A 22,449-nucleotide genomic window follows, 5' to 3' on the forward strand; every position below is an offset into this window, starting at 1 on the left:
TACCGATCCCTTCGGGGTGAGGTCAGAGGCCAGTACATCAGCGACTGTCTGATGCTGGTTGCTCAAGGGTGGAACGTTGATTATTCGGCACACTCGACCTGCTCAGGTTGGCAAGTACTGCTTCGGCGTGGAAAGCGAACATGGGAGGGCGAGGGTGTCGGGCACGCTGTTGGGTGTCTGAGGGTACGGCCGATTGTGGCTGCCTTCAGTGCCGGCCCCGGTAAAGATCTGCTTCGGCGGGTTGTGACGGGTGGTTGGTCGTTGTTTGAGAACTGCACAGTGGACGCGAGCATCTGTGGCCAAGTTTTTAAGGGCGCACGGTGGATGCCTTGGCACCAGGAACCGATGAAGGACGTGGGAGGCCACGATAGTCCCCGGGGAGCCGTCAACCAGGCTTTGATCCGGGGGTTTCCGAATGGGGAAACCCGGCAGTCGTCATGGGCTGTCACCCATACCTGAACACATAGGGTATGTGGAGGGAACGCGGGGAAGTGAAACATCTCAGTACCCGCAGGAAGAGAAAACAACCGTGATTCCGGGAGTAGTGGCGAGCGAAACTGGATGAGGCCAAACCGTATGCGTGTGAGACCCGGCAGGGGTTGCGTATACGGGGTTGTGGGATCTCTCTTTTACGGTCTGCCGGCCGTGAGACGAGTCAGAAACCGTTGATGTAGGCGAAGGACATGCGAAAGGTCCGGCGTAGAGGGTAAGACCCCCGTAGTCGAAACATCAGCGGCTCGTTTGAGAGACACCCAAGTAGCACGGGGCCCGAGAAATCCCGTGTGAATCTGGCGGGACCACCCGCTAAGCCTAAATATTCCCTGGTGACCGATAGCGGATAGTACCGTGAGGGAATGGTGAAAAGTACCGCGGGAGCGGAGTGAAATAGTACCTGAAACCGTGTGCCTACAAGCCGTGGGAGCGTCGCGCATCGAGTTTACTCGGTGCGTCGTGACTGCGTGCCTTTTGAAGAATGAGCCTGCGAGTTTGCGGTGTGTTGCGAGGTTAACCCGTGTGGGGAAGCCGTAGCGAAAGCGAGTCCGAATAGGGCGATTTAGTAGCGCGCTCAAGACCCGAAGCGGAGTGATCTAGCCATGGGCAGGTTGAAGCGGAGGTAAGACTTCGTGGAGGACCGAACCCACCAGGGTTGAAAACCTGGGGGATGACCTGTGGTTAGGGGTGAAAGGCCAATCAAACTCCGTGATAGCTGGTTCTCCCCGAAATGCATTTAGGTGCAGCGTCGTGTGTTTCTTGCCGGAGGTAGAGCACTGGATAGGCGATGGGCCCTACCGGGTTACTGACCTTAGCCAAACTCCGAATGCCGGTAAGTGAGAGCGCGGCAGTGAGACTGTGGGGGATAAGCTCCATGGTCGAGAGGGAAACAGCCCAGAGCATCGACTAAGGCCCCTAAGCGTACGCTAAGTGGGAAAGGATGTGGAGTCGCACAGACAACCAGGAGGTTGGCTTAGAAGCAGCCACCCTTGAAAGAGTGCGTAATAGCTCACTGGTCTAGTGATTCCGCGCCGACAATGTAGCGGGGCTCAAGCGTACCGCCGAAGTCGTGTCATTCATACAATAGGGCCAACGCCTGTATGGATGGGTAGGGGAGCGTCGTGTGCCGGGTGAAGCCGCGCCGGAAGGCAGTGGTGGACGGTTCACGAGTGAGAATGCAGGCATGAGTAGCGATACACACGTGAGAAACGTGTGCGCCGATTGACTAAGGGTTCCTGGGTCAAGCTGATCTGCCCAGGGTAAGTCGGGACCTAAGGCGAGGCCGACAGGCGTAGTCGATGGATAACCGGTTGATATTCCGGTACCCGCTGTGAAGCGTCAAACATCGAGCCCATTAATGCTAAGGCCGTGAAGCCGCCCTGGAGCCTTCGGGCAAAGGGGAGTGGTGGAGCCGCTGACCCAAGGTGGTAGTAGGTGAGTGATGGGGTGACGCAGGAAGGTAGTCCATCCCGGGCGGTGGTTGTCCCGGGGTAAGGGTGTAGGCCGTGCGATAGGTAAATCCGTCGCGCATTAAGGCTGAGACCTGATGCCGAGCCGATTGTGGTGAAGTGGATGATCCTATGCTGTCGAGAAAAGCCTCTAGCGAGTTTCATGGCGGCCCGTACCCTAAACCGACTCAGGTGGTCAGGTAGAGAATACCGAGGCGTTCGGGTGAACTATGGTTAAGGAACTCGGCAAAATGCCCCCGTAACTTCGGGAGAAGGGGGGCCATCACTGGTGATCCAATTTACTTGGTGAGCTGGGGGTGGCCGCAGAGACCAGCGAGAAGCGACTGTTTACTAAAAACACAGGTCCGTGCGAAGCCGTAAGGCGATGTATACGGACTGACGCCTGCCCGGTGCTGGAACGTTAAGGGGACCGGTTAGTCAAACTTCGGTTTGGCGAAGCTGAGAACTTAAGCGCCAGTAAACGGCGGTGGTAACTATAACCATCCTAAGGTAGCGAAATTCCTTGTCGGGTAAGTTCCGACCTGCACGAATGGCGTAACGACTTCTCGACTGTCTCAACCATAGGCCCGGTGAAATTGCACTACGAGTAAAGATGCTCGTTTCGCGCAGCAGGACGGAAAGACCCCGGGACCTTTACTACAGTTTGATATTGGTGTTCGGTTCGGCTTGTGTAGGATAGCTGGGAGACTTTGAAGCCCGCACGCCAGTGTGGGTGGAGTCGTCGTTGAAATACCAGTCTGGTCGTGCTGGATGTCTAACCTGGGTCCGTGATCCGGATCAGGGACAGTGTCTGATGGGTAGTTTAACTGGGGCGGTTGCCTCCTAAAGAGTAACGGAGGCGCCCAAAGGTTCCCTCAGCCTGGTTGGCAATCAGGTGTTGAGTGTAAGTGCACAAGGGAGCTTGACTGTGAGACCGACGGGTCGAGCAGGGACGAAAGTCGGGACTAGTGATCCGGCGGTGGCTTGTGGAAGCGCCGTCGCTCAACGGATAAAAGGTACCCCGGGGATAACAGGCTGATCTTCCCCAAGAGTCCATATCGACGGGATGGTTTGGCACCTCGATGTCGGCTCGTCGCATCCTGGGGCTGGAGTCGGTCCCAAGGGTTGGGCTGTTCGCCCATTAAAGCGGTACGCGAGCTGGGTTTAGAACGTCGTGAGACAGTTCGGTCCCTATCCGCTGCGCGCGCAGGAATATTGAGAAGGGCTGTCCCTAGTACGAGAGGACCGGGACGGACGAACCTCTGGTGTGCCAGTTGTCCTGCCAAGGGCATGGCTGGTTGGCTACGTTCGGGAGGGATAACCGCTGAAAGCATCTAAGCGGGAAGCCTGCTTCGAGATGAGTATTCCCACCTCCTTGAGAGGGTAAGGCTCCCAGTAGACGACTGGGTTGATAGGCCAGATCTGGAAGGCGGGTAACCGCTGGAGGTGACTGGTACTAATAGGCCGAGGGCTTGTCCTCAGTTGCTCGCGTCCACTGTGTTGGTTCTGAAACCACGAACAACCCCATTCCATGGTCACGGGATGGTGCGGTTGACAGTTTCATAGTGTTTCGGTGGTCATAGCGTGAGGGAAACGCCCGGTTACATTCCGAACCCGGAAGCTAAGCCTTACAGCGCCGATGGTACTGCAGGGGGGACCCTGTGGGAGAGTAGGACGCCGCCGAACAAATTTTATAGAAAACCCCCGCCCGGGATTCCCGGTGCGGGGGTTTTCTGTTTTCCCGGGTCGTTTAGGGTCGAGCCATGCGCTATGACCTCGTCATCTTCGACAACGACGGCGTCCTCGTCGACAGTGAGCCCCTCTCCAACACGCTCCTCGCCGCCTATCTCACCGAGCTCGGCCATCCGACCTCGTACGAGGAGTCCCTCCGCGACTACATGGGCGCCGCCATGCATCGCGTACACGACCTCGTCCAGGAACGGACCGGGCAGCGGCTGCCCGACGACTTCGACGAGGTCTTCCACGGCCGGGTGTTCGCCGCGTTCGAGCGAGAGCTGGAACCCGTCGCCGGCGCCGTGGACATACTCGAGAAGCTCACCGCCGACGGGGTGCCGTACTGCGTCGCCTCGTCCGGGAGCCATGAGCGGATCCGGGTCGGGCACCGCAAGACCGGGCTCGACCGGTGGTTCGAGGACGGGCGGATCTTCAGTTCGCAGGACGTCGGGCGGGGGAAGCCGGCGCCGGATCTGTTCCTGTACGCGGCCGAGCGCATGGGCGTACCACCCAAGAGGTGTGTCGTCGTCGAGGACAGTCCCCTGGGCGTGCAGGCGGCGAACGCGGCGGGAATGGACGTCTTCGGGTACACCGCCATGACCCCCGCCGCCAAGCTCGCCGGTGCCACTCAACTCCTTTCCGACCTGGGAGAGTTGGCTGACCTGCTCGTATGACGGAGACCATGACGGTGGCCACCGGGCGGCACTGACATTTGTCACGCCCAGCTCCGGACGATCGTTTCTACTGCCGCACGGGGTCCGGCCGCGAAGCTGAGTACATCAGGAAGCGGGACGTACACAGTGACGACGGAGGGACCCGATCATGAGCATCACGGCCATCGAGACCAGCACCGAAGCGACCGCCGCCGCGGCGACCGGCACGGCCGCCGCCCGGCCCAGCTTCCTGCCGCTGATCCTGGACGTGGCGGTGCCGGTCGGGGCGTACTACCTCCTGAAGAACGGGTTCGGCATGAGCACCATGGCGGCGCTCGGCTGGAGCACCGTGGTGCCGGCCGTCCGGACCGTGTGGAGTGCGGTGAAGGAGCGCAAGGTCAACGCCCTCGCCGGGCTGATCCTCTTCGTCAACGTCGTCGCCCTGGCCCTCAGCCTCGTCGCCGGTGACCCGCGGCTGATGCTGGCCAAGGACAGCGGGGCCGGCAGCGCCATCGGCATCGGCATCCTGGTGTCCGTGAAGCTCGGCAAGCCGATGATGACGGCGGGCATGAAGCCGTTCCTCATCAAGGGCGACGCGGCCAAGAACGCCGCCTGGGACCGGCTCATCGCCACCTCCCCGCGGTTCCGGAAGGCCGAGCGGACCTTCTCTCTCATCTGGGGCGTGGCCCTGCTCGGCGAGTGCGTCCTGCGGGTCGTGGGCGCGTACACGCTGCCGATCGACACCATGGTCGGGCTCGGCACGGTCGTCATGATCACCACGATGGTCCTGGCCTTCCTGGTCAGCGGGCGCTTCGGCGTCGTTCCGATGGAGAAGATGCTGGAGGCCGAGCTCGCCGAGCAGGCCAAGTAGAAGCCCAGCCACACCGATCCAGCGCAGAGCTGAGCAGAATTCATCTTCGGCTTGATCTACCCACCGGTAAGTCGGGGCCCTACGCTCGCCGCCATGACAGATGTGCTGCGGCGCGGTAGGGCCTCGTTGGCGTTCGGCTTCTTCGCTCAGGGCGTCGCCTTCGCGCTGCTCGTGACGCGCATCCCGGCCATCCAGGACCGGTACGGGGTCTCCGACGCACTGCTCCCCGCCTTCCTGGCCGCCGTGCCGATCCTCGCCGGCGTCGGGAGCGTGACGACCGAGCATCTGGTGAAGCGCATACCGCCCAGCCGGGTGCTGCGCTGGTCCCAGCCCGTCGTGCTCCTTGCGCTGCTCGGGGTCGGGTGGGGGGACCGGCTCGTCGAACTGGCGGTCGCGCTGGGCGCCTTCGGGCTCGCGGTCGGCGCGCTCGACGCCTCGATGAACATGCTCGGGGTGAGCCTGCAACGGACGTACGGACGCAGCATCATGCTCGGCTTCCATGCCACGTACAGCCTGGGTGGGATCGTGGGTGCCTCGCTGGCCTGGGTCGGGGCGCACTGGCATATGGCGCTGTCGGTGTCGTATCTGCCGCTCGTGCTGGTGCTGCTTCCGGCCACGCTGGTGGGCAGCCGGTGGTACGTCGACGGGAGCGCCCCCTCTCCGCAGGCGCACGAGGCCGCGGCCACCCCGCTCGTGTTCAAGCTGCTGCTGCCGCTCTGTCTGGTGATGACCTTCGCGTACATCGGGGACTCGACCGTCTCGAACTGGAGCGCGAAGTACCTACAGGACGTGTTGGGCAGTTCGGAGCAACTGGCGACCCTGCCGTACAACGTCTACATGGTGACCACCCTGCTGGGGCGGGCCATCGGGGACTTCGGGGTGCGGCGGTTCGGGGCCGTGGCCGTCGTACGGGTCGGCGCGCTGGTGGCGGCGCTGGGTTTCGCGGTGGTGGCGGGCGCGCCGGGGGCCTGGGTGGGGATGCTCGGGTTCACCCTGCTGGGGCTCGGGCTGTGTGTGCTCGTGCCGGGGACCTTCGCGGCGGCCGGGCGGCTGTTTCCCGGGGCTTCGGACGCGGCCGTCGCGCGGCTCAATATCTTCAACTACGTCGGTTTCCTGATCGGCTCGCCGTTGGTGGGGGCGCTGGGGGACACCTGGAGCTACCGGGGTGCCATGCTCGTACCGATGGTGCTCGTCCTGGTGACACTGGTGTACGCCCGCTCGTTCGCGTCCGGAACGGACCGATACGGTGACAGACATGAGCGGCCGCGCACAGCTGATGTGGGACGAGGCAGTAACGGGCTATGACTTCGGTCCGGATCACCCGATGGATCCGGTCCGGCTGGCGTTGACCCGCCGGCTGGTCGACGCCTTCGGTCTCGACCGGGAGATCGAGGTGGTCTCGGCGAAGCCCGCCGGGGAGTCGACGCTGCGGCTCGTGCACCGCGAGGACTACATCGAGGCCGTGAAGGCCGCGTCCGCGGAGCCGGACGCGGCGGACGGGAAGTACGGGCTCGGGACCCTGGACGATCCCGCGTTCGCCGGGATGCACGAGGTGTCCGCGCTGATCGCCGGACAGTCCGTCGGGGCGGCCGAGGCCGTGTGGCACGGGGACGCGCTGCACGCCGTGAACTTCGCGGGCGGGCTGCATCACGCGATGCCCGGGGGCGCCTCCGGGTTCTGTATCTACAACGACGCCTCGCTCGCCATCGCGCGGCTGCTCGAGCTGGGTGCCGAGCGGGTCGCGTACATCGACGTCGACGTGCATCACGGGGACGGCGTGCAGGCGGCCTTCTGGGAGGACCCGCGGGTTCTGACCATCTCGCTGCACGAGCATCCGCAGACGCTGTTCCCGCAGACCGGGTGGCCGACCGAGACCGGGGCCGACCGGGCGGAGGGGTCGGCGGTCAATGTCGCCCTGCCCGCCGGGACCGGGGACGCCGGCTGGCTGCGTGCCTTTCACGCCGTGGTGCCGGAACTGATCGCCGATTTCCGGCCGCAGGTGCTGGTCACCCAGCACGGCGCCGACACCCACTTCGAGGACCCGCTCGCCCATCTCGCCGTGTCGCTGGACGCCCAGCGTGCCGTGCAGCTCGCGTGCCACGACCTGGCGCACCAGTACGCCGACGGGCGCTGGGTGGCGCTGGGCGGTGGCGGGTACGCGGTCGTGGACGTCGTACCGCGGTCCTGGACGCATCTCGTGGCGATCGCGGCGGGGCGTCCGCTGGAGCCCGAGTCCATGATCCCGGAGAGCTGGCGGCAGGAAGTCTTCGCCCGTACCCGGCAGTTGGCGCCGATGCGGATGACGGACGGGCGGTGGCCGGTGTCCTGGGCGGACTGGGAGTCCGGGTACGACCCGGCGGACCGGCTGGACCAGGCGGTGCTGGCGACCCGGAAGGCGGCGTTTCCGCTGCGCGGGATGTTGCCGTAGGGGCGTGCCGGACGTGCCCGGTGCGCCGGCCGTCGTCCCTGGCGCCGACGGCCGGGGCGGCGGGGGCGGCTGACGTTCGACCGCCTCGAACGGAGGCGCCGAGGATCGCACGATTACGCCGACTGTGGGGTGTTTTCCCATTTTGGGCATACGGGAGGGATGGGTGCGTCAGCATCGCTGACGTGTTGAGCACCGGAGCATTACGTGCGCATTTGCTGGCTGCCCGGCTGGCCGGGCCCGTGGCCACTTCGCGTGAGGAGAGCCTGCGCAGCTATCGGCTCTTCGCGGCGCGCGACCCCCGTGTCATGATCGGACTCGATCCCGAATGGACATGGGAGCCCCGGGATCTGATCGAGTTGATGGCGGACAAGTGCGGGGTTTCGGCCGATCCCACCCACACCTCCGGTCACGATGTGATCGATCCGGAGCGGACGCTGGAAGCCCTGGACGCCTTCGCCGCACGGCTCGGGAAAGCCGCACGGGACAAGGTGCCCGTCCTCCTCGGCACCGGCCACCCGCACCGTCTGCTCGGCTTCTACGCCGCCTTGGCGGACGCATTGTCGGCGGCGGGATGTACGGTTCTCACCCCAGCGCAGGGTCACTGTGTCGACATAACGACCCGGTTCGGTCTACGCACGTACAACCTGGACTACGTACGAGGAGTCGCGCTCGTCCGCGAACCCGATGTGCTGACCGCCGGTCGTGAGACCGGCGCACACAGCCATTCCCCCCTCCCGGTTCGCACCGCGCTGGCGGCTGCCGCGGAGGCCGGCGACCCCCTCCCGGAACTGGTCGTCGGGGACCATGGATGGGTCTGCGGGGCAGGTCAGCTGGGGTTCGAGGCCATAGGTCTGGCTGATACGGACGATCCCGCGCTCTTCGTCGGGGAGGCAGAGGGGCGGGTGTCCGTCGTCGTTCCACTTGATGACGCTGTGCGGTCTGATTACTACCGACCGCTTACTCGCTATGTACTCAATCGAGCGTGTCTGTCACAGTAGGCCGCCGATGGCATCCCCTCTTCCCCACTCGCATCACCCGCCCCTACATTGGGGAGTGAGCACGCAACGACGAAGAGTCACCGGAAGGGGAAGCCGGTGGCCGTCGAGTGCGGAAGGTTCAGGTGTGTCATGGCTGCAGCTGGCGAGAGGCCTCTGAACGAGGTTCAGTTCCTGACCGTGGCGGAAGTCGCCTCGGTGATGCGAGTGTCGAAGATGACCGTGTACCGGTTGGTGCACAGCGGTCATCTGCCGGCGATCCGGGTGGGAAGGTCCTTCCGGGTGCCGGAGCAAGCGGTTCACGAGTACCTCCGCGAGAGCTATGTGGGGGTGGAGACCGCCTGACGGCGTCCGGGGGATGCCCGGGAAGGCCCTGCGGGGCTGCCCCGGGATCCCCCGGATCTCCTCGATTACGACCTCAGCGCTCGGGCGGGTAGGCTAGCCCCTCGTAGGTCGTGTGGGCCCCGGCGCCCAGCACCGAGTGAAGAGAAGTGAGCGAGGGTAGTCGTGGGCTCTGTTATCAAGAAGCGGCGCAAGCGGATGGCCAAGAAGAAGCACCGCAAGCTGCTCAAGCGCACCCGCGTTCAGCGTCGCAACAAGAAGTAGGCGACGCCGCGAGAGCGCGTTCTGCCGGCCCCCCACCGTTCTGGTGGGGGGCCGCAGTCATATCCGGAGCCGAACGGGAACTCGTCCGGCCGTACGAGAGCCGTGAAGACCCGCTTTCGGGCGGCCGGAACCCGTTGTGCGTATGTCTGGACGGCGTCTTGGCTTGGTCTGACCGTACGCATGGCCGCCTTCGTCACTTCGTGCATCGGGGGGTCATCACAGCGCAACATCGACCCGCTAACGTGGCCGTACACGGGGAACACGGCAGAGTACGAGCAGCAGCACACCGATGTAGGCAGACGGCTGGAAGGAAGGCGCTGATCTTGGGCAAGGTCGTGCTCGTGACCGGAGTGGCCCGTCAGTTGGGGGGCCGGTTCGTACGACGGATCCAGCGTGACCCGAACGTCGACCGGGTGATCGCCGTCGACGCGGTCCGTCCCGAGCATCATCTGGGCGGTGCGGACTTCATCCAGGCCGACATAAGGCAGCCCACCATCGCGCGCGTGCTCGCCGAGCACTCCGTCGACACGGTCGTCCACATGGACGTGACCGGCACCGCGCTGGGCACCGGCAGCCGGGCCACGGTCAAGGAGACCAACGTCATCGGCACCATGCAGCTGCTGGGTGCCTGCCAGAAGTCCCCGACGGTCAAGCGGCTCGTCGTGAAGTCCAGTACGAACGTGTACGGGTCCGCGCCGCGCGATCCGGCCGTGTTCACCGAGACGACCCCGCCCAAGTCCCTGCCCAGCGGCGGCTTCGCCAAGGACACCGTGGAGGTCGAGGGGTATGTGCGCGGCTTCGCCCGCCGCCGCCCCGACGTGGCCGTGTGCGTGCTCAGGTTCGCGAACATTCTCGGCCCGAGCGCGGACTCGCCGCTCGCCTCGTACTTCTCGCTGCCGGTGCTGCCGACCGTGTTCGGCTACGACCCGCGGCTGCAGTTCGCGCACGAGGACGACGTGATCGACGTGCTGCGCATCGCCTCGTACGAGCCCCGGCGCGGAACTCTCAACAGCGGCACGTTCAATGTCGCGGGCGACGGCGTCCTGCTGCTGTCGCAGTGCGCACGCAGGCTCGGCCGTCCGACGGTCCCGCTGCTGCTGCCGGCGGTCACCTGGGTCGGCTCGGCGGTGCGTACGCTGGGCATGACGGACTTCTCGCCCGAGCAGATCCGGCTGTTGACGCACGGCCGGGTCGTGGCGACGAACCAGATGCGCGAGACGCTGGGATACGTGCCGAAGTACACGACCGCAGAAACGTTCGCGGACTTCGCGCGCAGCCGCGGTCCCGGACTTCTGCCGCCGGAGGCCCTCGCGGGGGCCGTCGACCGGATCGCCGCACTGCCCGCACTGGGCGGTGGCCACCCCCCGACGCAGAGCGCCAACTGAGGAGCGCACCAACGATGGCGGACGCCAAGGTCATTCCGTTCGACGACGACCGGTCCCGTGGGGCTGCCGTGCAGCGGCCGCCGCGGCGCCGGGGTGCGGGGAGCCGGCGAGGCGGCGAGCCCGCGGTGGTACGGGAGGTCCAGCCCCTGCCCGGGCGGGCTCTTCCGCAGGATGATGTTCCCGTGACGCGTGAGGAACAGCCGCCGCAGCGGCCGCAGGACGGCGGTCTGGAACGGCGGATCGCCGGAGGGCTGGCCTTCCTGCGGCGGCGGCTGACCGGGGACTACGAGGTCGACGACTTCGGCTACGACGAGGAGCTCACCGACCAGGTCCTCATGTCGCTGCTGCGGCCGGTGTACGAGAAGTACTTCCGGGTCGAGGTGAAGGGCATCGAGAACATCCCGGCGAAGGGCGGGGCGCTGATCGTCGCCAACCACTCGGGCACGCTCCCGCTGGACGGGCTGATGATGCAGGTCGCGGTCCACGACAACCATCCGGCGGGCCGTCACCTCCGGCTGCTGGCGGCCGACCTGGTCTTCATGCTGCCGGTGGTCAACGAGCTGGCCCGCAAGGCCGGTCACACCCTCGCGTGCGCCGAGGACGCCGAACGGCTCCTGGAGCGCGGTGAGCTGGTCGGTGTGATGCCGGAGGGCTTCAAGGGCATCGGCAAGCCGTTCGGCGAGCGCTACAAGCTCCAGCGTTTCGGCCGGGGCGGCTTCGTCTCCACGGCGCTGCGGCAGGGCACGCCGATCGTCCCGTGCTCGATCGTGGGTGCGGAGGAGATCTACCCGATGATCGGCAACGCGAAGACGCTCGCGCGGCTGCTCGGCTTCCCGTACTTCCCGATCACTCCGACGTTCCCGTGGCTCGGCCCGCTGGGCGCCGTTCCCCTGCCCACGAAGTGGACGATCCAGTTCGGCGAGCCGATCCCCACGGACGGCTACCCGCCGGAGGCGGCGGAGGACCCGATGCTGATGTTCAACCTGACGGACCAGGTCAGGGAACAGATCCAGCACACGCTGTACAAGCTGTTGGTGCAGCGCCGGTCCGTGTTTTTCTGATCCCGTCCGTACGACGGTGGGGCGCCCTTCCTGCGAAGGGCGCCCCACCGTCGTATGAGCTACTTCGTCTCCCCGCTGTCGATGCCCAGGCCCGGGAGGAGGCCCGGGAGCAGGGGCGGCAGGGTGACGTCCGGGGCGCCGCTGGTCGGAGGCTTGCTCGAGGCCGGCGAGCTGCTCGTGCTGTCCTTCGGCGGGTCCAGGAGGCCGCCCGTGTTGCCGCCGAGGAGGCCCTCCTCGCCGCTCTTCGACGTGGACGGCTGGGGCTTGCCGCTGCTGTCGCTGCCGGTGGCGGAGTCGCCGGTGGCGCTGGGCTCGGGCTGGTCCGTGCCGGCGGAGCGAGAGGACTCCGTGCCGGACCCATGCCGCTTGCCGGTGCCGCCGGGGGCCGGGGGCTGCGGCAGCAGTGACTGGAGCGGAGCGACCTCTTGGTCTATGGCGTCGAAGACCGACGAGACCTGCTGACTGACGTCGCCGAGCTGCACGGGCAGCCGGTCGCGCAGGGCGCCCCAGGCCTCGCGGTGCGAGCGGGAGAAGGTGGAGAGGGCCTGGATGGGGCCCAGTGAGCCGTCCCGCTCGTACGCCTCGTGCAGCAGGCGGTGGCCCTCGGCCGCGTCGTGCTGCATGCCGGACAGGGTGCGCCTGACCTCGCCCACGGACTCGTGGTCGAGGGGGCCGCCGCGGTCGCGCTCCATCAGCCGGCGGGCCTCGCTGAGCCTCGTCGAGGCCTGGTCGAGGTAGAGCTGTCCGCGGTCGCTGTCGCCGTGGACCAGCCCCAGTTTGACGTCCTCGATGCCCCGTTTGAGGCCGTAGAGGGAGTCACCCGGCAGGGCGTCGGAACTGGCAGCGGCCACTCCGCCGAACGAGGCCGCGGCCACACCGACGCTGAGTCCACCCGCGGCGAGGCCCTTCGTGAGCCGCGTACGCGGTCGCAACTTCCCCAGTCCGGTCGCCCGGTGAGCGCCCCGGGCCCGATGGGACCGCTGCTCGGGCACCGAAGGGTCCGCCGCCTCGCCTCCCGGCACCGTGCCGTCCCGCAGCATGGCCTCCATCGCGGCCACGAGCTGCGCCCGCTGCACGACCTTGACCTCGGGGTCCAGCTTCGGCTTCGGCAACTCGCCGAGACCGGTGGTGAGGGCCAACATGCGGCCCTGCCCGGTCCGTTCCGCGGCAGTCGGGGGCGGAGCGGGTCCATCGGGCTGCCCGGCCGCCGAGTCCCGGTCGGACTGCTCCTCCAGGGCCTGGGCGAAGGCGTTCGCCCGCCGGTGCGCCGATACGTTCGCGATCACTGGCGGCACCTCCTCTCGTCATGACGGTCGACTCCCCAGGGGGTCCTGAGGGTGCACGCCTTTCGACCGCTTGCACGATCGAGTGATCGTAGACGGCCGGAGTGTGACCACAGGGAGCCTGTATCCCGCGTAACGAGTGGCGCGGCACTTGGGTTACGGACGACGGATGATCGGACCGCGAAGTCAACGGACTTTCACGGAAGGTGAGTTGGGGGTCGCTCAGCGTACGGAGCCGCGATCCGCCGGTGCGGGGACGGATGCGCCGCTCGGCGCGGTGTTCGCTGTGCGGTGCTCACTGTGCGGTGCTCAGCGGACGTCGTCGGGGAGGAGTCGGGCGAGCGTGCGTACGGCCCGGTACTGGAGGGTCTTGATCGCGCCCTCGTTCTTGCCCATCACACGGGCGGTCTCGGCGACCGAGAGGCCCTGGAGGAAGCGCAGGGTCACGCACTCCTGCTGCTGGGGATTGAGCCGCCGTACGGCGTCGAGCAGGGCGGCGTTGGAGAGGGACTCCAGGACGGAGTCCTCGGGGGAGCGCTCGACCTCGTTGGCGTCGAGCATCTCGCCGGTGGTCACTTCCAGCCGGAAGCGGCTCGACTTGAAGTGGTCGGCGACGAGGTTGCGGGCGATCGTGACCAGCCAGGCGCCGAAGTCGCGGCCCTGCCAGGTGAACGTGCCGATGCGGCGCAGGGCGCGCAGGAACGTCTCGCTGGTGAGGTCCTCCGCGGTCGCCTTGCCGCCCACGCGGTAATAGATGTAGCGGTACACGGTGTCGCTGTACTGGTCGTAGAGGCGTCCGAAGGCGTCGGCCTCGCCGGCCTGGGCGCGCTCGACGAGGTCCATCATGCGGGCGCTGTCACTGTCGGCGGCCGGACGGCGTGCGGTGGTGGCGGCCGAGCTCGAACGGCCCCGTCTGCCACCGACCGCGGCGCTGCCCTCGGCCAGTGCGTAGCACGGGCCGAGCGGTGCGGCGGTGGCGAAGGCGGGGACGGCGTACGCGGTGGGGACGAAGCCGCGCAACAGGTCGAGGACCGTTGTGCGCAGCGTAGCCAGGCCCGAGGCGTCAACCCCGACGTGTGGGTACACGGGACTCCCAGAGGCAGAGCTTCCATCACGTGCAGTACGGAACCTTTCACCCGTCGTAGCGACGGAGGGGTACCGGATTGCGTCTGAGGAGAATAACGCTTCGTACAGGCAGCACTACACCCAGTTGCTCAAATCATCGATTACGTCGCTTCTGTTACGCATTGGCGCCTGATCAAGTGCCGAATCGTGAACGGTTGTTGATCGGATGAGTTCGGATTCCGTATGGGTGCGGGGCGTGTTGTGGCCGGGTGTGCGTAAGGGGACTGGCGGGAGCGGTGCGGGGGTAGGACAGAAAGAATGCCGGGCGCCCTCTCGTTGGAGAGGGCGCCCGGCATGGTGCTGAGCTGGGAGTTGTGGTGATCCGCCGTCAGCGGCGCAGCGGCGTCAGCGGCGCAGCGGCGTCAGCGGCGCAGCGGCGTCAGCGGCGTCGGCGGTGCAGTGCGATCGCCGCCGCGGTGCCGCCGGCCACCGCGCCCACGCCGGCCGCCGCCGGAATGCCGACCTTCGCCGCCTTGCGGCCCGTGCGGTAGTCGCGCAGTCGCCAGTCCAGGTTGCGGGCGTGCTTGCGGAGCTTGGCGTCCGGGTTGATCGCGTAGGGGTGGCCCACCAGGGACAGCATCGGGATGTCGTTGTGGGAGTCGCTGTACGCGGCGCAACGCGAGAGGTCCAGGCCCTCCGCCGCCGCCAGCGCGCGTACCGCCTCCGCCTTGGCCGGGCCGTGCAGCGGCTCGCCCACCAGCTTGCCCGTGTAGACGCCGTCGACCGACTCCGCGACCGTGCCCAGCGCGCCGGTCAGGCCGAGGCGGCGGGCGATGACCGTGGCGATCTCCACCGGCGCGGCCGTGACCAGCCACACCTTCTGGCCGGCGTCCAGGTGTGCCTGGGCCAGCGCGCGTGTCCCCGGCCAGATCCGCTCCGCCATGTACTCGTCGTAGATCTCCTCGCCGATCGACATCAGCTCGGAGACGCGGTGGCCCTTGACGATGGACAGCGCGGAGTCGCGGGCGTCCTGCATGTGCTCGGGGTCCTCGACCCCGGCCAGCCTGAACCACGCCTGCTGCCAGGCGAACCTGGCGAGGTCGCGGGTCTCGAAGAACTTCCGCTTGTACAGGCCCCGGCCGAAGTGGAAGAGCGCGGCGCCCTGCATCACGGTGTTGTCCAGGTCGAAGAAGGCGGCGGCCTTGTCGTCGCCGAGCACCGGGAACGCCGGTTCCTGGTCCGTGACGTCGGGCGCGGCTTCGTGCGCGAGTTCCTCCAGCTCCTGGGAGGACTTGCGCGCTGCCTCCGCCGAGGCCTCGCCTGCCAACACGCTCCGCGCGGTGGCGGAGCGCCTACGGGGAGTGAGCCATCCGAGAGCGGCCATGGCGTGAGCATAGCCAGTTTGTTCGGTGCTTCCGGAGTCGAGAGGTTTGGAGGCTGTGAACTCTCTGCGGCCGCACCGTTAAACAAGTGGTCCCGTCGGTGCGCCGCGGGGGCGCCGCGCGGCCGTTCGCGGGGTGAGAATGGCCGACATGAGTCCCATCTTTCGGCGAAAGGCCGCTCAGAGCGCCCCCCAGGACCGGCTCGTCACGCTGATCCGCAAGCCGGGGTGTCATCTGTGCGATGACGCACAGCAGGTCATCGAGAAGGTCTGCGGTGATCTCGGCGTCCCCTGGGAGCAGAAGGACATCACCCAGGACGCGGAGCTGCACCGTGAGTACTGGGAGCAGATTCCGGTCGTCCTGGTGGATGGCGCGCAGCACACCTTCTGGCGCGTGAACGAGGAACGCCTTCGCAAAGCCCTCACCCAGGGCCTGCCGGGCCGGTCCTGACCGGAGGGCCACCCTTCGTGACTGACCGAGTAGTCCAAACAGCCCGGAAAGTCGCTTAGGATCGGGGGCGGTTTGGTCTCGGGGGGCGTGGATCGTTGAGGAGTGTGTGCGGTTTTGCCCCCGTCGAGTGAGGAACGAAGGCGCCTGTGTGCCGGTTCCATACGCATACGCCGGGGGCGCGTGACCCCGGTCACGTTGGCCGGGCAAATCGGACACTATCTTTGTGCACGCGTTCACAAAGACATAGCCTGCTTTCGACGGGGCGGTCTAGGTACGTGTGACCGCCTGCAGCCCCGCGCTACCCGCAGGAGCACCGTGGCAACTGGCCGAACTCACCGACCGGCGACCCGCAGCCGAGGGATTCCCGAGGCCACCGTCGCCAGGCTTCCGCTGTACCTCCGAGCCCTCACCGCACTGTCGGAGCGCTCGGTACCCACGGTCTCCTCCGAGGAGCTCGCGGCCGCGGCGGGGGTCAACTCCGCGAAGCTGCGCAAGGACTTCTCGTACCTCGGGTCGTACGGCACGCGCGGTGTGGGCTACGACGTCGAGTATCTCGTGTACCAGATCTCCCGCGAACTGGGTCTGACCCAGGACTGGCCGGTTGTGATCGTCGGTATCGGTAACCTCGGCGCCGCGCTGGCCAATTACGGCGGGTTCGCCTCCCGTGGATTCCGGGTCGCCGCGCTGATCGACGCCGATCCGGCAATGGCCGGAAAGCCCGTCGCCGGGATCCCGGTCCAGCACACGGACGAGCTGGAAAAGATCATCGACGGCAACGGCGTCTCGATCGGGGTCATCGCGACTCCGGCCGGCGCGGCCCAGCAGGTCTGCGACCGGCTCGTCGCCGCGGGCGTCACCTCCATCCTGAACTTCGCGCCGACCGTGCTGACCGTCCCGGACGGCGTCGACGTGCGCAAGGTCGACCTCTCCATCGAGCTCCAGATCCTCGCCTTCCACGAGCAGCGCAAGGCGGGCGAGGAGGCCGCGGCCGAGGGCGCGATCCCGGCCGCCGCCTCCAAGGAGTCCGCCGACAAGGGGCCTGACGGGGACGTCCCCGCCGTGATGCCGGCATGAGTCTCCTCGTCGTCGGGCTGAGCCACCGCAGCGCTCCGGTCAGCGTTCTGGAGCGGGCCACGCTGACCGCGGACGCCCAGGTCAAGCTGCTCCAGGACACGGTCGCCGCGGAGCCTGCCACCGAGGCCGCGGTCCTTGCCACCTGCAACCGCATCGAGCTGTACGCCGACGTGGACAAGTTCCACGCGGGCGTCGCCGAGCTGTCCACGCTGCTCGCCCAGCACAGCGGGGTCGGGCTCGAGGAGCTCACTCCCTATCTCTACGTGCACTACGAGGACCGGGCCGTCCACCACCTCTTCTCGGTGGCCTGCGGCCTCGACTCGATGGTCGTGGGCGAGGGCCAGATCCTCGGCCAGATCAAGGACGCGCTGGCCACCGCGCAGGAACTGCACACCGCGGGACGGCTCCTCAACGACCTGTTCCAGCAGGCACTGCGGACCGGCAAGCGGGCGCACTCCGAGACCGGCATCGACCGCGCCGGACAGTCGCTGGTCACCTTCGGCCTGGAGCAGCTCTCCGCCGGTACGGCGGTCGAGGCCTGGGCCAAGGGCAAGCGGGCCCTGGTCATCGGTGCCGGCTCCATGTCCTCGCTGGCCGCCGCGACGCTCGCGCGTGCCGGGGTCGCCGAGGTCGTGATCGCCAACCGCACACCGGACCGCGCCGAGCGCCTCGCGCAGATCCTCACGGAGGGCGACGACACGGACGTGCTGGCCCGCGCGGTACCGATGGACGCGGTGCCGGCCGAGCTGACACGTGCCGACGTCGCCGTCTCCTGTACCGGCGCCACGGGTCTCGTCCTGACGGCCGAGGCGGTCGCGGCGGCGGTCGAGGGGCGTACGGGTACGCCGGTCGCCGTGCGTGAGGAGACCCCGGCCTCCGCGGCGGGCGGCCTCGCCCCCGCCGGTACCGACGAGGGCTGCCCCCTCGACCTGTCCGCGGTCCAGGGCGCCACGGGCTTCTCCGTGATGGGAGAGGCCGCGGTCGCCGGGATGGACGCGGCCACCCTGGAACAGCACGCGGCCTGGGTCGACCGGGGAACCGTCGACCGCCGCGACAGCCGCCGCACGCCCGAGGTCGAGGCCGAGCTGATCACCGCGCTCGCCGCCACGGTCGCCGCCGGCGGCCGTCTCCCCGAGCGCCGCCGGCCCGAGCCCGTCGTCGAGGCCCCCCGGCCCGCGCCCGCGCTCGCACTGCTCGACCTCGCGATGCCCCGTGACATCGACGCCGCCGTGCACCGGCTGCTCGGGGTGCGGCTCGTCGACATCGAGTCGCTCGCCGAGGCCTCCGCGGACGCGCCGATGGCCGCCGACGTGGACCTGGTGCGCCGGATCGTCGCCGACGAGGTGGCCGCCTTCGGCGCCGCCCAGCGCGCCGCGCACATCACCCCCACCGTCGTCGCCCTGCGCACGATGGCCGCCGACGTCGTCGCGAACGAGATCGCGCGGCTCGACGGACGGCTGCCCGGCCTCGACGAGAAGCAGCGCGGCGAGATCACCCAGACCGTGCGGCGCGTCGTCGACAAGCTGCTGCACGCGCCGACCGTACGGGTCAAGCAGCTCGCGGCCGAGCCCGGCGGCGCCGGGTACGCGGACGCGCTGCGGACCCTGTTCGACCTCGACCCCGAGACGGTCGCCGCCGTCTCCCGGGCCGACGACAGGGACACCAGTGACAGCACCGAGAACGCCAAGAACCGAGGGCGAGAATGAGTGAGCAGGCACTGCGGCTGGGGACCAGGCGCAGCAAGCTGGCCATGGCCCAGTCCGGGCAGGTGGCCGACGCCGTGAGGCAGGTGACCGGACGGCCCGTCGAGCTCGTGGAGATCACGACCTACGGCGACACCTCGCGCGAGCACCTGGCCCAGATCGGCGGCACCGGTGTGTTCGTGACCGCGCTGCGCGACGCGCTGCTGCGCGGCGAGGTCGACTTCGCCGTGCACTCCCTCAAGGATCTGCCGACCGCGCAGCCCGACGAGCTGGCCCTGGCCGCCGTACCGGTCCGCGAGGACCCGCGCGACGTGCTCGTCGCCCGCGACGGACTGACGTTCGAAGAGCTGGGCGCTCCTTCCCCGAAGGGGACCGCGCGGGTCGGCACCGGCTCGCCGCGCCGCATGGCCCAGCTGAACGCTTACGCGCGCAGCCACGGCCTGGCCGTCGAGACCGTCCCGATCCGCGGCAACGTCGACTCCCGGATCGGGTACGTCCGCAGCGGTGAGCTGGACGGCGTCGTACTCGCCGCCGCCGGGCTCCACCGGATCGGCCGGATCGACGAAGTGACCGAGTTCCTGCCGGTCGACACTGTTTTGCCCGCCCCCGGCCAGGGGGCCCTCGCGATCGAATGTGCCGCGGACAACGCGGACCTGATCGCTGCGCTCGCCGAGCTCGACGACCCGTTCACCCGGGCCGCCGTGACCGCCGAGCGATCCCTGCTCGCCGCCCTGGAGGCCGGCTGCAGTGCCCCTGTGGGGGCGCTGGCCGACCTGCTGGCCGACGGGCAGATTGTCACTGAGATGCGCCTGCGCGGCGTCGTCGGTACAACCGACGGCTCGACGCTGGTGCAGCTGTCCACCACCGGTCCCGTGCCCGAGACGCACGACCAGGCAATGGCGCTCGGTCGCGAACTCGCTGCCGAGATGCTCGCCAAGGGCGCGGCCGGTCTGATGGGGGAGCGAGAACATTGAGCCCCACCACCCTTCCCGCCGGTCCGGAACACGGGCACGTCACCTTCCTGGGTGCCGGTCCCGGAGATCCGGGACTGCTCACACTGCGCGCCGTGGAGGCGCTGGCGAGAGCGGACGTTCTTGTCGCCGAGCATGAGGTGCTCGACGTGGTCCGTACGCATGCCAGGCAAGGCGTCGCCGTGCTGAACACGTCTTCGGATGCGTATTCGGATACGTCGTCAGGTACGTATTCGGCCACAAGCACGCCTCAACTAGCGGTTGTTGACAGCACGTCGACGACCGCTGGGACCCCCGCGTCGAGGGATGCCGCCAATCTTGTCATGGAGGCCGCGCGGGGCGGCAGGCGGGTCGTGCGTGCGGTGTCCGGTGACCCCGGCCTCGACACGTACGCGGCCGAGGAGATGCTGGCGTGCGCCGCCGCGGGCGTGCCGTTCGAGGTGGTGCCCGGCATCGCGGCCGCCGTGGGTGTGCCCGCTTACGCGGGTGTGCCGCTGCGGGACGCGCAGGGCGCCGACGTGCGGTTCGTGGACGCCCGTTCGGCGTCGGAGCGGTGCTGGACCGAGGTGGGCGCGTCCGATGGGACCGTCGTCGTCTCGGCCACGCTGGATTCCGTGGCCGCGGCCGCGGGCGAGCTGGTCGCCGCCGGCCGTAAGCCCGACACTCCGATGTCGGTGACCATCGCCGGTACCACCACACGGCAGCGCACCTGGTCCGCCACGCTCGGGTCCATCGCGCAGACGCTGAAGCAGGCGAAGGTGCTGCCCTCGCCCGACGGCGGCCGACCGGTGATAGCCGTGGTCGGTGAGCGTTCCGCCGCCGCCCAGCGCGACCAGCTGTCGTGGTTCGAGTCCAAGCCGCTGTTCGGCTGGAAGGTGCTCGTGCCGCGGACGAAGGAGCAGGCGGCGTCGCTCTCCGACCAGCTGCGGTCGTACGGGGCCGTGCCGCACGAGGTGCCGACGATCGCCGTCGAACCGCCGCGGACGCCCCAGCAGATGGAGCGCGCGGTCAAGGGCCTGGTGACGGGCCGGTACGAGTGGATCGCCTTCACCTCGGTGAACGCGGTCAAGGCCGTGCGGGAGAAGTTCGAGGAGTACGGGCTCGATGCCCGGGCCTTCGCCGGGATCAAGGTCGCGGCGGTGGGCGAGCAGACCGCGAAGGCGCTGGTCGCCTTCGGTGTGAAGCCGGACCTGGTGCCGAGCGGTGAGCAGTCGGCCGCCGGTCTGCTGGAGGACTGGCCGCCGTACGACCCGGTCTTCGACCCGATCGACCGGGTGTTCCTGCCGCGGGCGGACATCGCGACCGAGACGCTGGTCGCCGGGCTCATCGAGCTGGGCTGGGAGGTCGACGACGTCACGGCGTACCGGACGGTGCGCGCGTCGCCGCCGCCGGCCGAGACGCGGGAGGCCATCAAGGGCGGTGGCTTCGACGCCGTGCTGTTCACGTCGTCCTCGACGGTGCGCAACCTGGTCGGCATCGCGGGCAAGCCGCACAACGTGACGGTGATCGCGTGCATCGGTCCCGCCACGGCCAAGACGGCCGAGGAGCACGGGCTGCGGGTGGACGTCATGGCTCCCGAGCCCTCGGTGCTCAAGCTGGCGGAGGCGCTGGCGGACTTCGGGCTGCGGCGCCGTGCGTCGGCGCTGGACGCCGGGGATCCGGTGACGCGGCCGAGCGAGCGGCGGCCGGGGTCGCGGCGGCGGCGTACGACGTAGCCGGGACGGCGCCGGGGTGGTGCCGGGGCGGGTGTCTCCGGGGGCTTTGCCCCCGGACTCCCTTTGCCCCGGACTCCCTCGGTGATCCCCGACTCGGCGTCGGCAAAGGTGCTCCCGCGGCGGGCGTAGCGTGGAGGGCATGACGAAGTACGGATCCTTCCCCGGTACGCGTCCCCGGCGGCTGCGTACGACCCCCGCTCTGCGGCGCATGGTCGCCGAGACCCGGCTGCACCCGGCCGACTTCATCCTCCCCGCGTTCGTGCGCGAGGGCGTGAGTGAGCCGGTGCCGATCACGGCCATGCCCGGCGTCGTGCAGCACACGCGCGACAGCCTGAAGAAGGCGGCGCTGGAGGCGCTGGAGGCCGGTGTCTCCGGGATCATGCTCTTCGGGGTGCCGGAGGACGCGAAGAAGGACGCCCAGGGGTCGGCGGGCACGGATCCGGACGGGATCCTCCAGGTCGCGCTGCGCGATGTGCGGGCCGAGGTCGGGGACGAGCTGATCGTCATGTCCGACCTGTGCCTCGACGAGTTCACCGACCACGGCCACTGCGGGGTGCTCGACGGGCAGGGCCGGGTCGACAACGACGCGACCCTGGAGCGGTACGCCGAGATGGCGCAGGTGCAGGCCGACGCGGGCGCGCATGTGGTCGGGCCGAGCGGGATGATGGACGGCCAGATCGGTGTCGTCCGGGACGCCCTGGACCAGATCGGGCGCGAGGACGTCTCCATCCTGGCGTACACCGCCAAGTACTCCTCCGCCTTCTACGGGCCCTTCCGGGAGGCCGTCGGCTCCTCGCTCAAGGGTGACCGCAAGACGTATCAGCAGGATCCCGCCAATGCGCGCGAGTCGCTGCGGGAGCTGGCCCTCGACCTGGAGGAGGGCGCCGACATGGTGATGGTCAAGCCGGCCGGTCCCTACCTCGACATCCTCGCGCGGGTCGCCGACGCGGTGGACGTACCGCTCGCGGCGTACCAGATCTCCGGCGAGTACTCGATGATCGAGGCCGCCGCGGAGAAGGGCTGGATCGACCGGGACAAGGCGATCCTGGAGACGCTGACCGGCATCAAGCGGGCCGGGGCACAGAACATCCTGACGTACTGGGCCACCGAGGTGGCGCAGAAGCTGCGCTGAG

18 protein-coding genes and 2 rRNA genes are annotated in these 22,449 nt (G+C 68.2%); 17 read left to right on the top strand and 3 right to left on the bottom strand.

The genetic code is table 11. The annotated features are described in order from the left end of the window. Nucleotides 1-297: 297 nt before the first annotated feature. From GTY58_RS24725 to GTY58_RS24775, 11 genes are all read left to right on the top strand, one after another. Nucleotides 298-3,420, top strand: a 23S ribosomal RNA gene (locus tag GTY58_RS24725). Nucleotides 3,421-3,509: 89 nt separating this feature from the next. Further along, nucleotides 3,510-3,626, top strand: a 5S ribosomal RNA gene (gene rrf / locus GTY58_RS24730). A 77-nt stretch (nt 3,627-3,703) separates the two neighbouring features. Further along, nucleotides 3,704-4,348, top strand: a complete 645-nt coding sequence (locus GTY58_RS24735; RefSeq protein WP_010986150.1) for an HAD family hydrolase — start codon at nt 3,704-3,706, stop codon at nt 4,346-4,348. 148 nt (nt 4,349-4,496) lie between these two features. Next, complete coding sequence (locus tag GTY58_RS24740) at nt 4,497-5,198, top strand: VC0807 family protein (protein WP_010986151.1); 702 nt, start codon at nt 4,497-4,499, stop codon at nt 5,196-5,198. A 93-nt stretch (nt 5,199-5,291) separates the two neighbouring features. Continuing rightward, complete coding sequence (locus GTY58_RS24745; RefSeq protein WP_010986152.1) at nt 5,292-6,503, top strand: MFS transporter; 1,212 nt, start codon at nt 5,292-5,294, stop codon at nt 6,501-6,503. Continuing rightward, nucleotides 6,454-7,626 (top strand): acetoin utilization protein AcuC, encoded by a 1,173-nt coding sequence (locus GTY58_RS24750; RefSeq protein WP_037648015.1) that lies wholly within the window; start codon nt 6,454-6,456, stop codon nt 7,624-7,626. The genes GTY58_RS24745 and GTY58_RS24750 overlap by 50 nt, the downstream gene beginning before the upstream one ends. A gap of 182 nt (nt 7,627-7,808) precedes the next feature. After that, nucleotides 7,809-8,624, top strand: a complete 816-nt coding sequence (locus GTY58_RS24755; protein WP_010986154.1) for a phosphatase — start codon at nt 7,809-7,811, stop codon at nt 8,622-8,624. Nucleotides 8,625-8,753: 129 nt separating this feature from the next. Beyond that, nucleotides 8,754-8,966, top strand: a complete 213-nt coding sequence (locus GTY58_RS24760) for a helix-turn-helix domain-containing protein (RefSeq protein ID WP_004984898.1) — start codon at nt 8,754-8,756, stop codon at nt 8,964-8,966. A 162-nt stretch (nt 8,967-9,128) separates the two neighbouring features. Next, a complete protein-coding gene (locus GTY58_RS24765; protein WP_003948845.1) occupies nt 9,129-9,227 on the top strand; it encodes an AURKAIP1/COX24 domain-containing protein in 99 nt (32 codons plus the stop codon). Nucleotides 9,228-9,550: 323 nt separating this feature from the next. Further along, nucleotides 9,551-10,612, top strand: a complete 1,062-nt coding sequence (locus GTY58_RS24770) for an NAD-dependent epimerase/dehydratase family protein (protein WP_037648014.1) — start codon at nt 9,551-9,553, stop codon at nt 10,610-10,612. A gap of 14 nt (nt 10,613-10,626) precedes the next feature. Next, nucleotides 10,627-11,673 carry a lysophospholipid acyltransferase family protein gene (locus GTY58_RS24775; protein ID WP_010986156.1) on the top strand — a complete coding sequence of 349 codons (1,047 nt, stop codon included), beginning with the start codon at nt 10,627-10,629 and terminating at the stop codon, nt 11,671-11,673. Between the two features lie 59 nt (nt 11,674-11,732). On the opposite strand, the gene GTY58_RS24780 is transcribed toward GTY58_RS24775, so the two are convergent. The 3 genes from GTY58_RS24780 to GTY58_RS24790 form a co-directional block, all read right to left on the bottom strand. Beyond that, nucleotides 11,733-12,959: a DUF5667 domain-containing protein gene (locus GTY58_RS24780; RefSeq protein ID WP_037648013.1), complete on the bottom strand. Its 1,227-nt coding sequence runs from the start codon at nt 12,957-12,959 to the stop codon at nt 11,733-11,735. Between the two features lie 306 nt (nt 12,960-13,265). Continuing rightward, a complete protein-coding gene (locus GTY58_RS24785; RefSeq protein ID WP_010986158.1) occupies nt 13,266-14,042 on the bottom strand; it encodes an ECF subfamily RNA polymerase sigma factor, BldN family in 777 nt (258 codons plus the stop codon). Nucleotides 14,043-14,460: 418 nt separating this feature from the next. Then, complete coding sequence (locus GTY58_RS24790; RefSeq protein ID WP_078234366.1) at nt 14,461-15,405, bottom strand: HAD-IB family hydrolase; 945 nt, start codon at nt 15,403-15,405, stop codon at nt 14,461-14,463. Between the two features lie 139 nt (nt 15,406-15,544). Between GTY58_RS24790 and GTY58_RS24795 the strand changes: the two genes are divergently transcribed. The 6 genes from GTY58_RS24795 (at nt 15,545) to hemB (ending at nt 22,448) form a co-directional block, all read left to right on the top strand. Beyond that, complete coding sequence (locus tag GTY58_RS24795) at nt 15,545-15,853, top strand: glutaredoxin family protein (protein WP_010986160.1); 309 nt, start codon at nt 15,545-15,547, stop codon at nt 15,851-15,853. A 315-nt stretch (nt 15,854-16,168) separates the two neighbouring features. Then, nucleotides 16,169-16,927 (top strand): redox-sensing transcriptional repressor Rex, encoded by a 759-nt coding sequence (locus tag GTY58_RS24800; protein WP_010986161.1) that lies wholly within the window; start codon nt 16,169-16,171, stop codon nt 16,925-16,927. Continuing rightward, nucleotides 16,924-18,633: a glutamyl-tRNA reductase gene (locus GTY58_RS24805; RefSeq protein ID WP_010986162.1), complete on the top strand. Its 1,710-nt coding sequence runs from the start codon at nt 16,924-16,926 to the stop codon at nt 18,631-18,633. The genes GTY58_RS24800 and GTY58_RS24805 overlap by 4 nt, the downstream gene beginning before the upstream one ends. Next, nucleotides 18,630-19,604, top strand: coding sequence for a hydroxymethylbilane synthase (hemC, locus tag GTY58_RS24810; protein WP_010986163.1), 975 nt, complete (start codon nt 18,630-18,632; stop codon nt 19,602-19,604). The genes GTY58_RS24805 and hemC overlap by 4 nt, the downstream gene beginning before the upstream one ends. After that, nucleotides 19,601-21,316 carry a uroporphyrinogen-III synthase gene (locus GTY58_RS24815; protein ID WP_010986164.1) on the top strand — a complete coding sequence of 572 codons (1,716 nt, stop codon included), beginning with the start codon at nt 19,601-19,603 and terminating at the stop codon, nt 21,314-21,316. Before hemC ends, GTY58_RS24815 begins: the two co-directional genes overlap by 4 nt. A 139-nt stretch (nt 21,317-21,455) precedes the next feature. Continuing rightward, nucleotides 21,456-22,448: a porphobilinogen synthase gene (gene hemB, locus GTY58_RS24820; protein WP_010986165.1), complete on the top strand. Its 993-nt coding sequence runs from the start codon at nt 21,456-21,458 to the stop codon at nt 22,446-22,448. Nucleotide 22,449 lies beyond the last annotated feature (1 nt).

Source organism: Streptomyces sp. SID5469, from assembly GCF_009862865.1.
GTDB lineage: Bacteria > Actinomycetota > Actinomycetes > Streptomycetales > Streptomycetaceae > Streptomyces > Streptomyces avermitilis.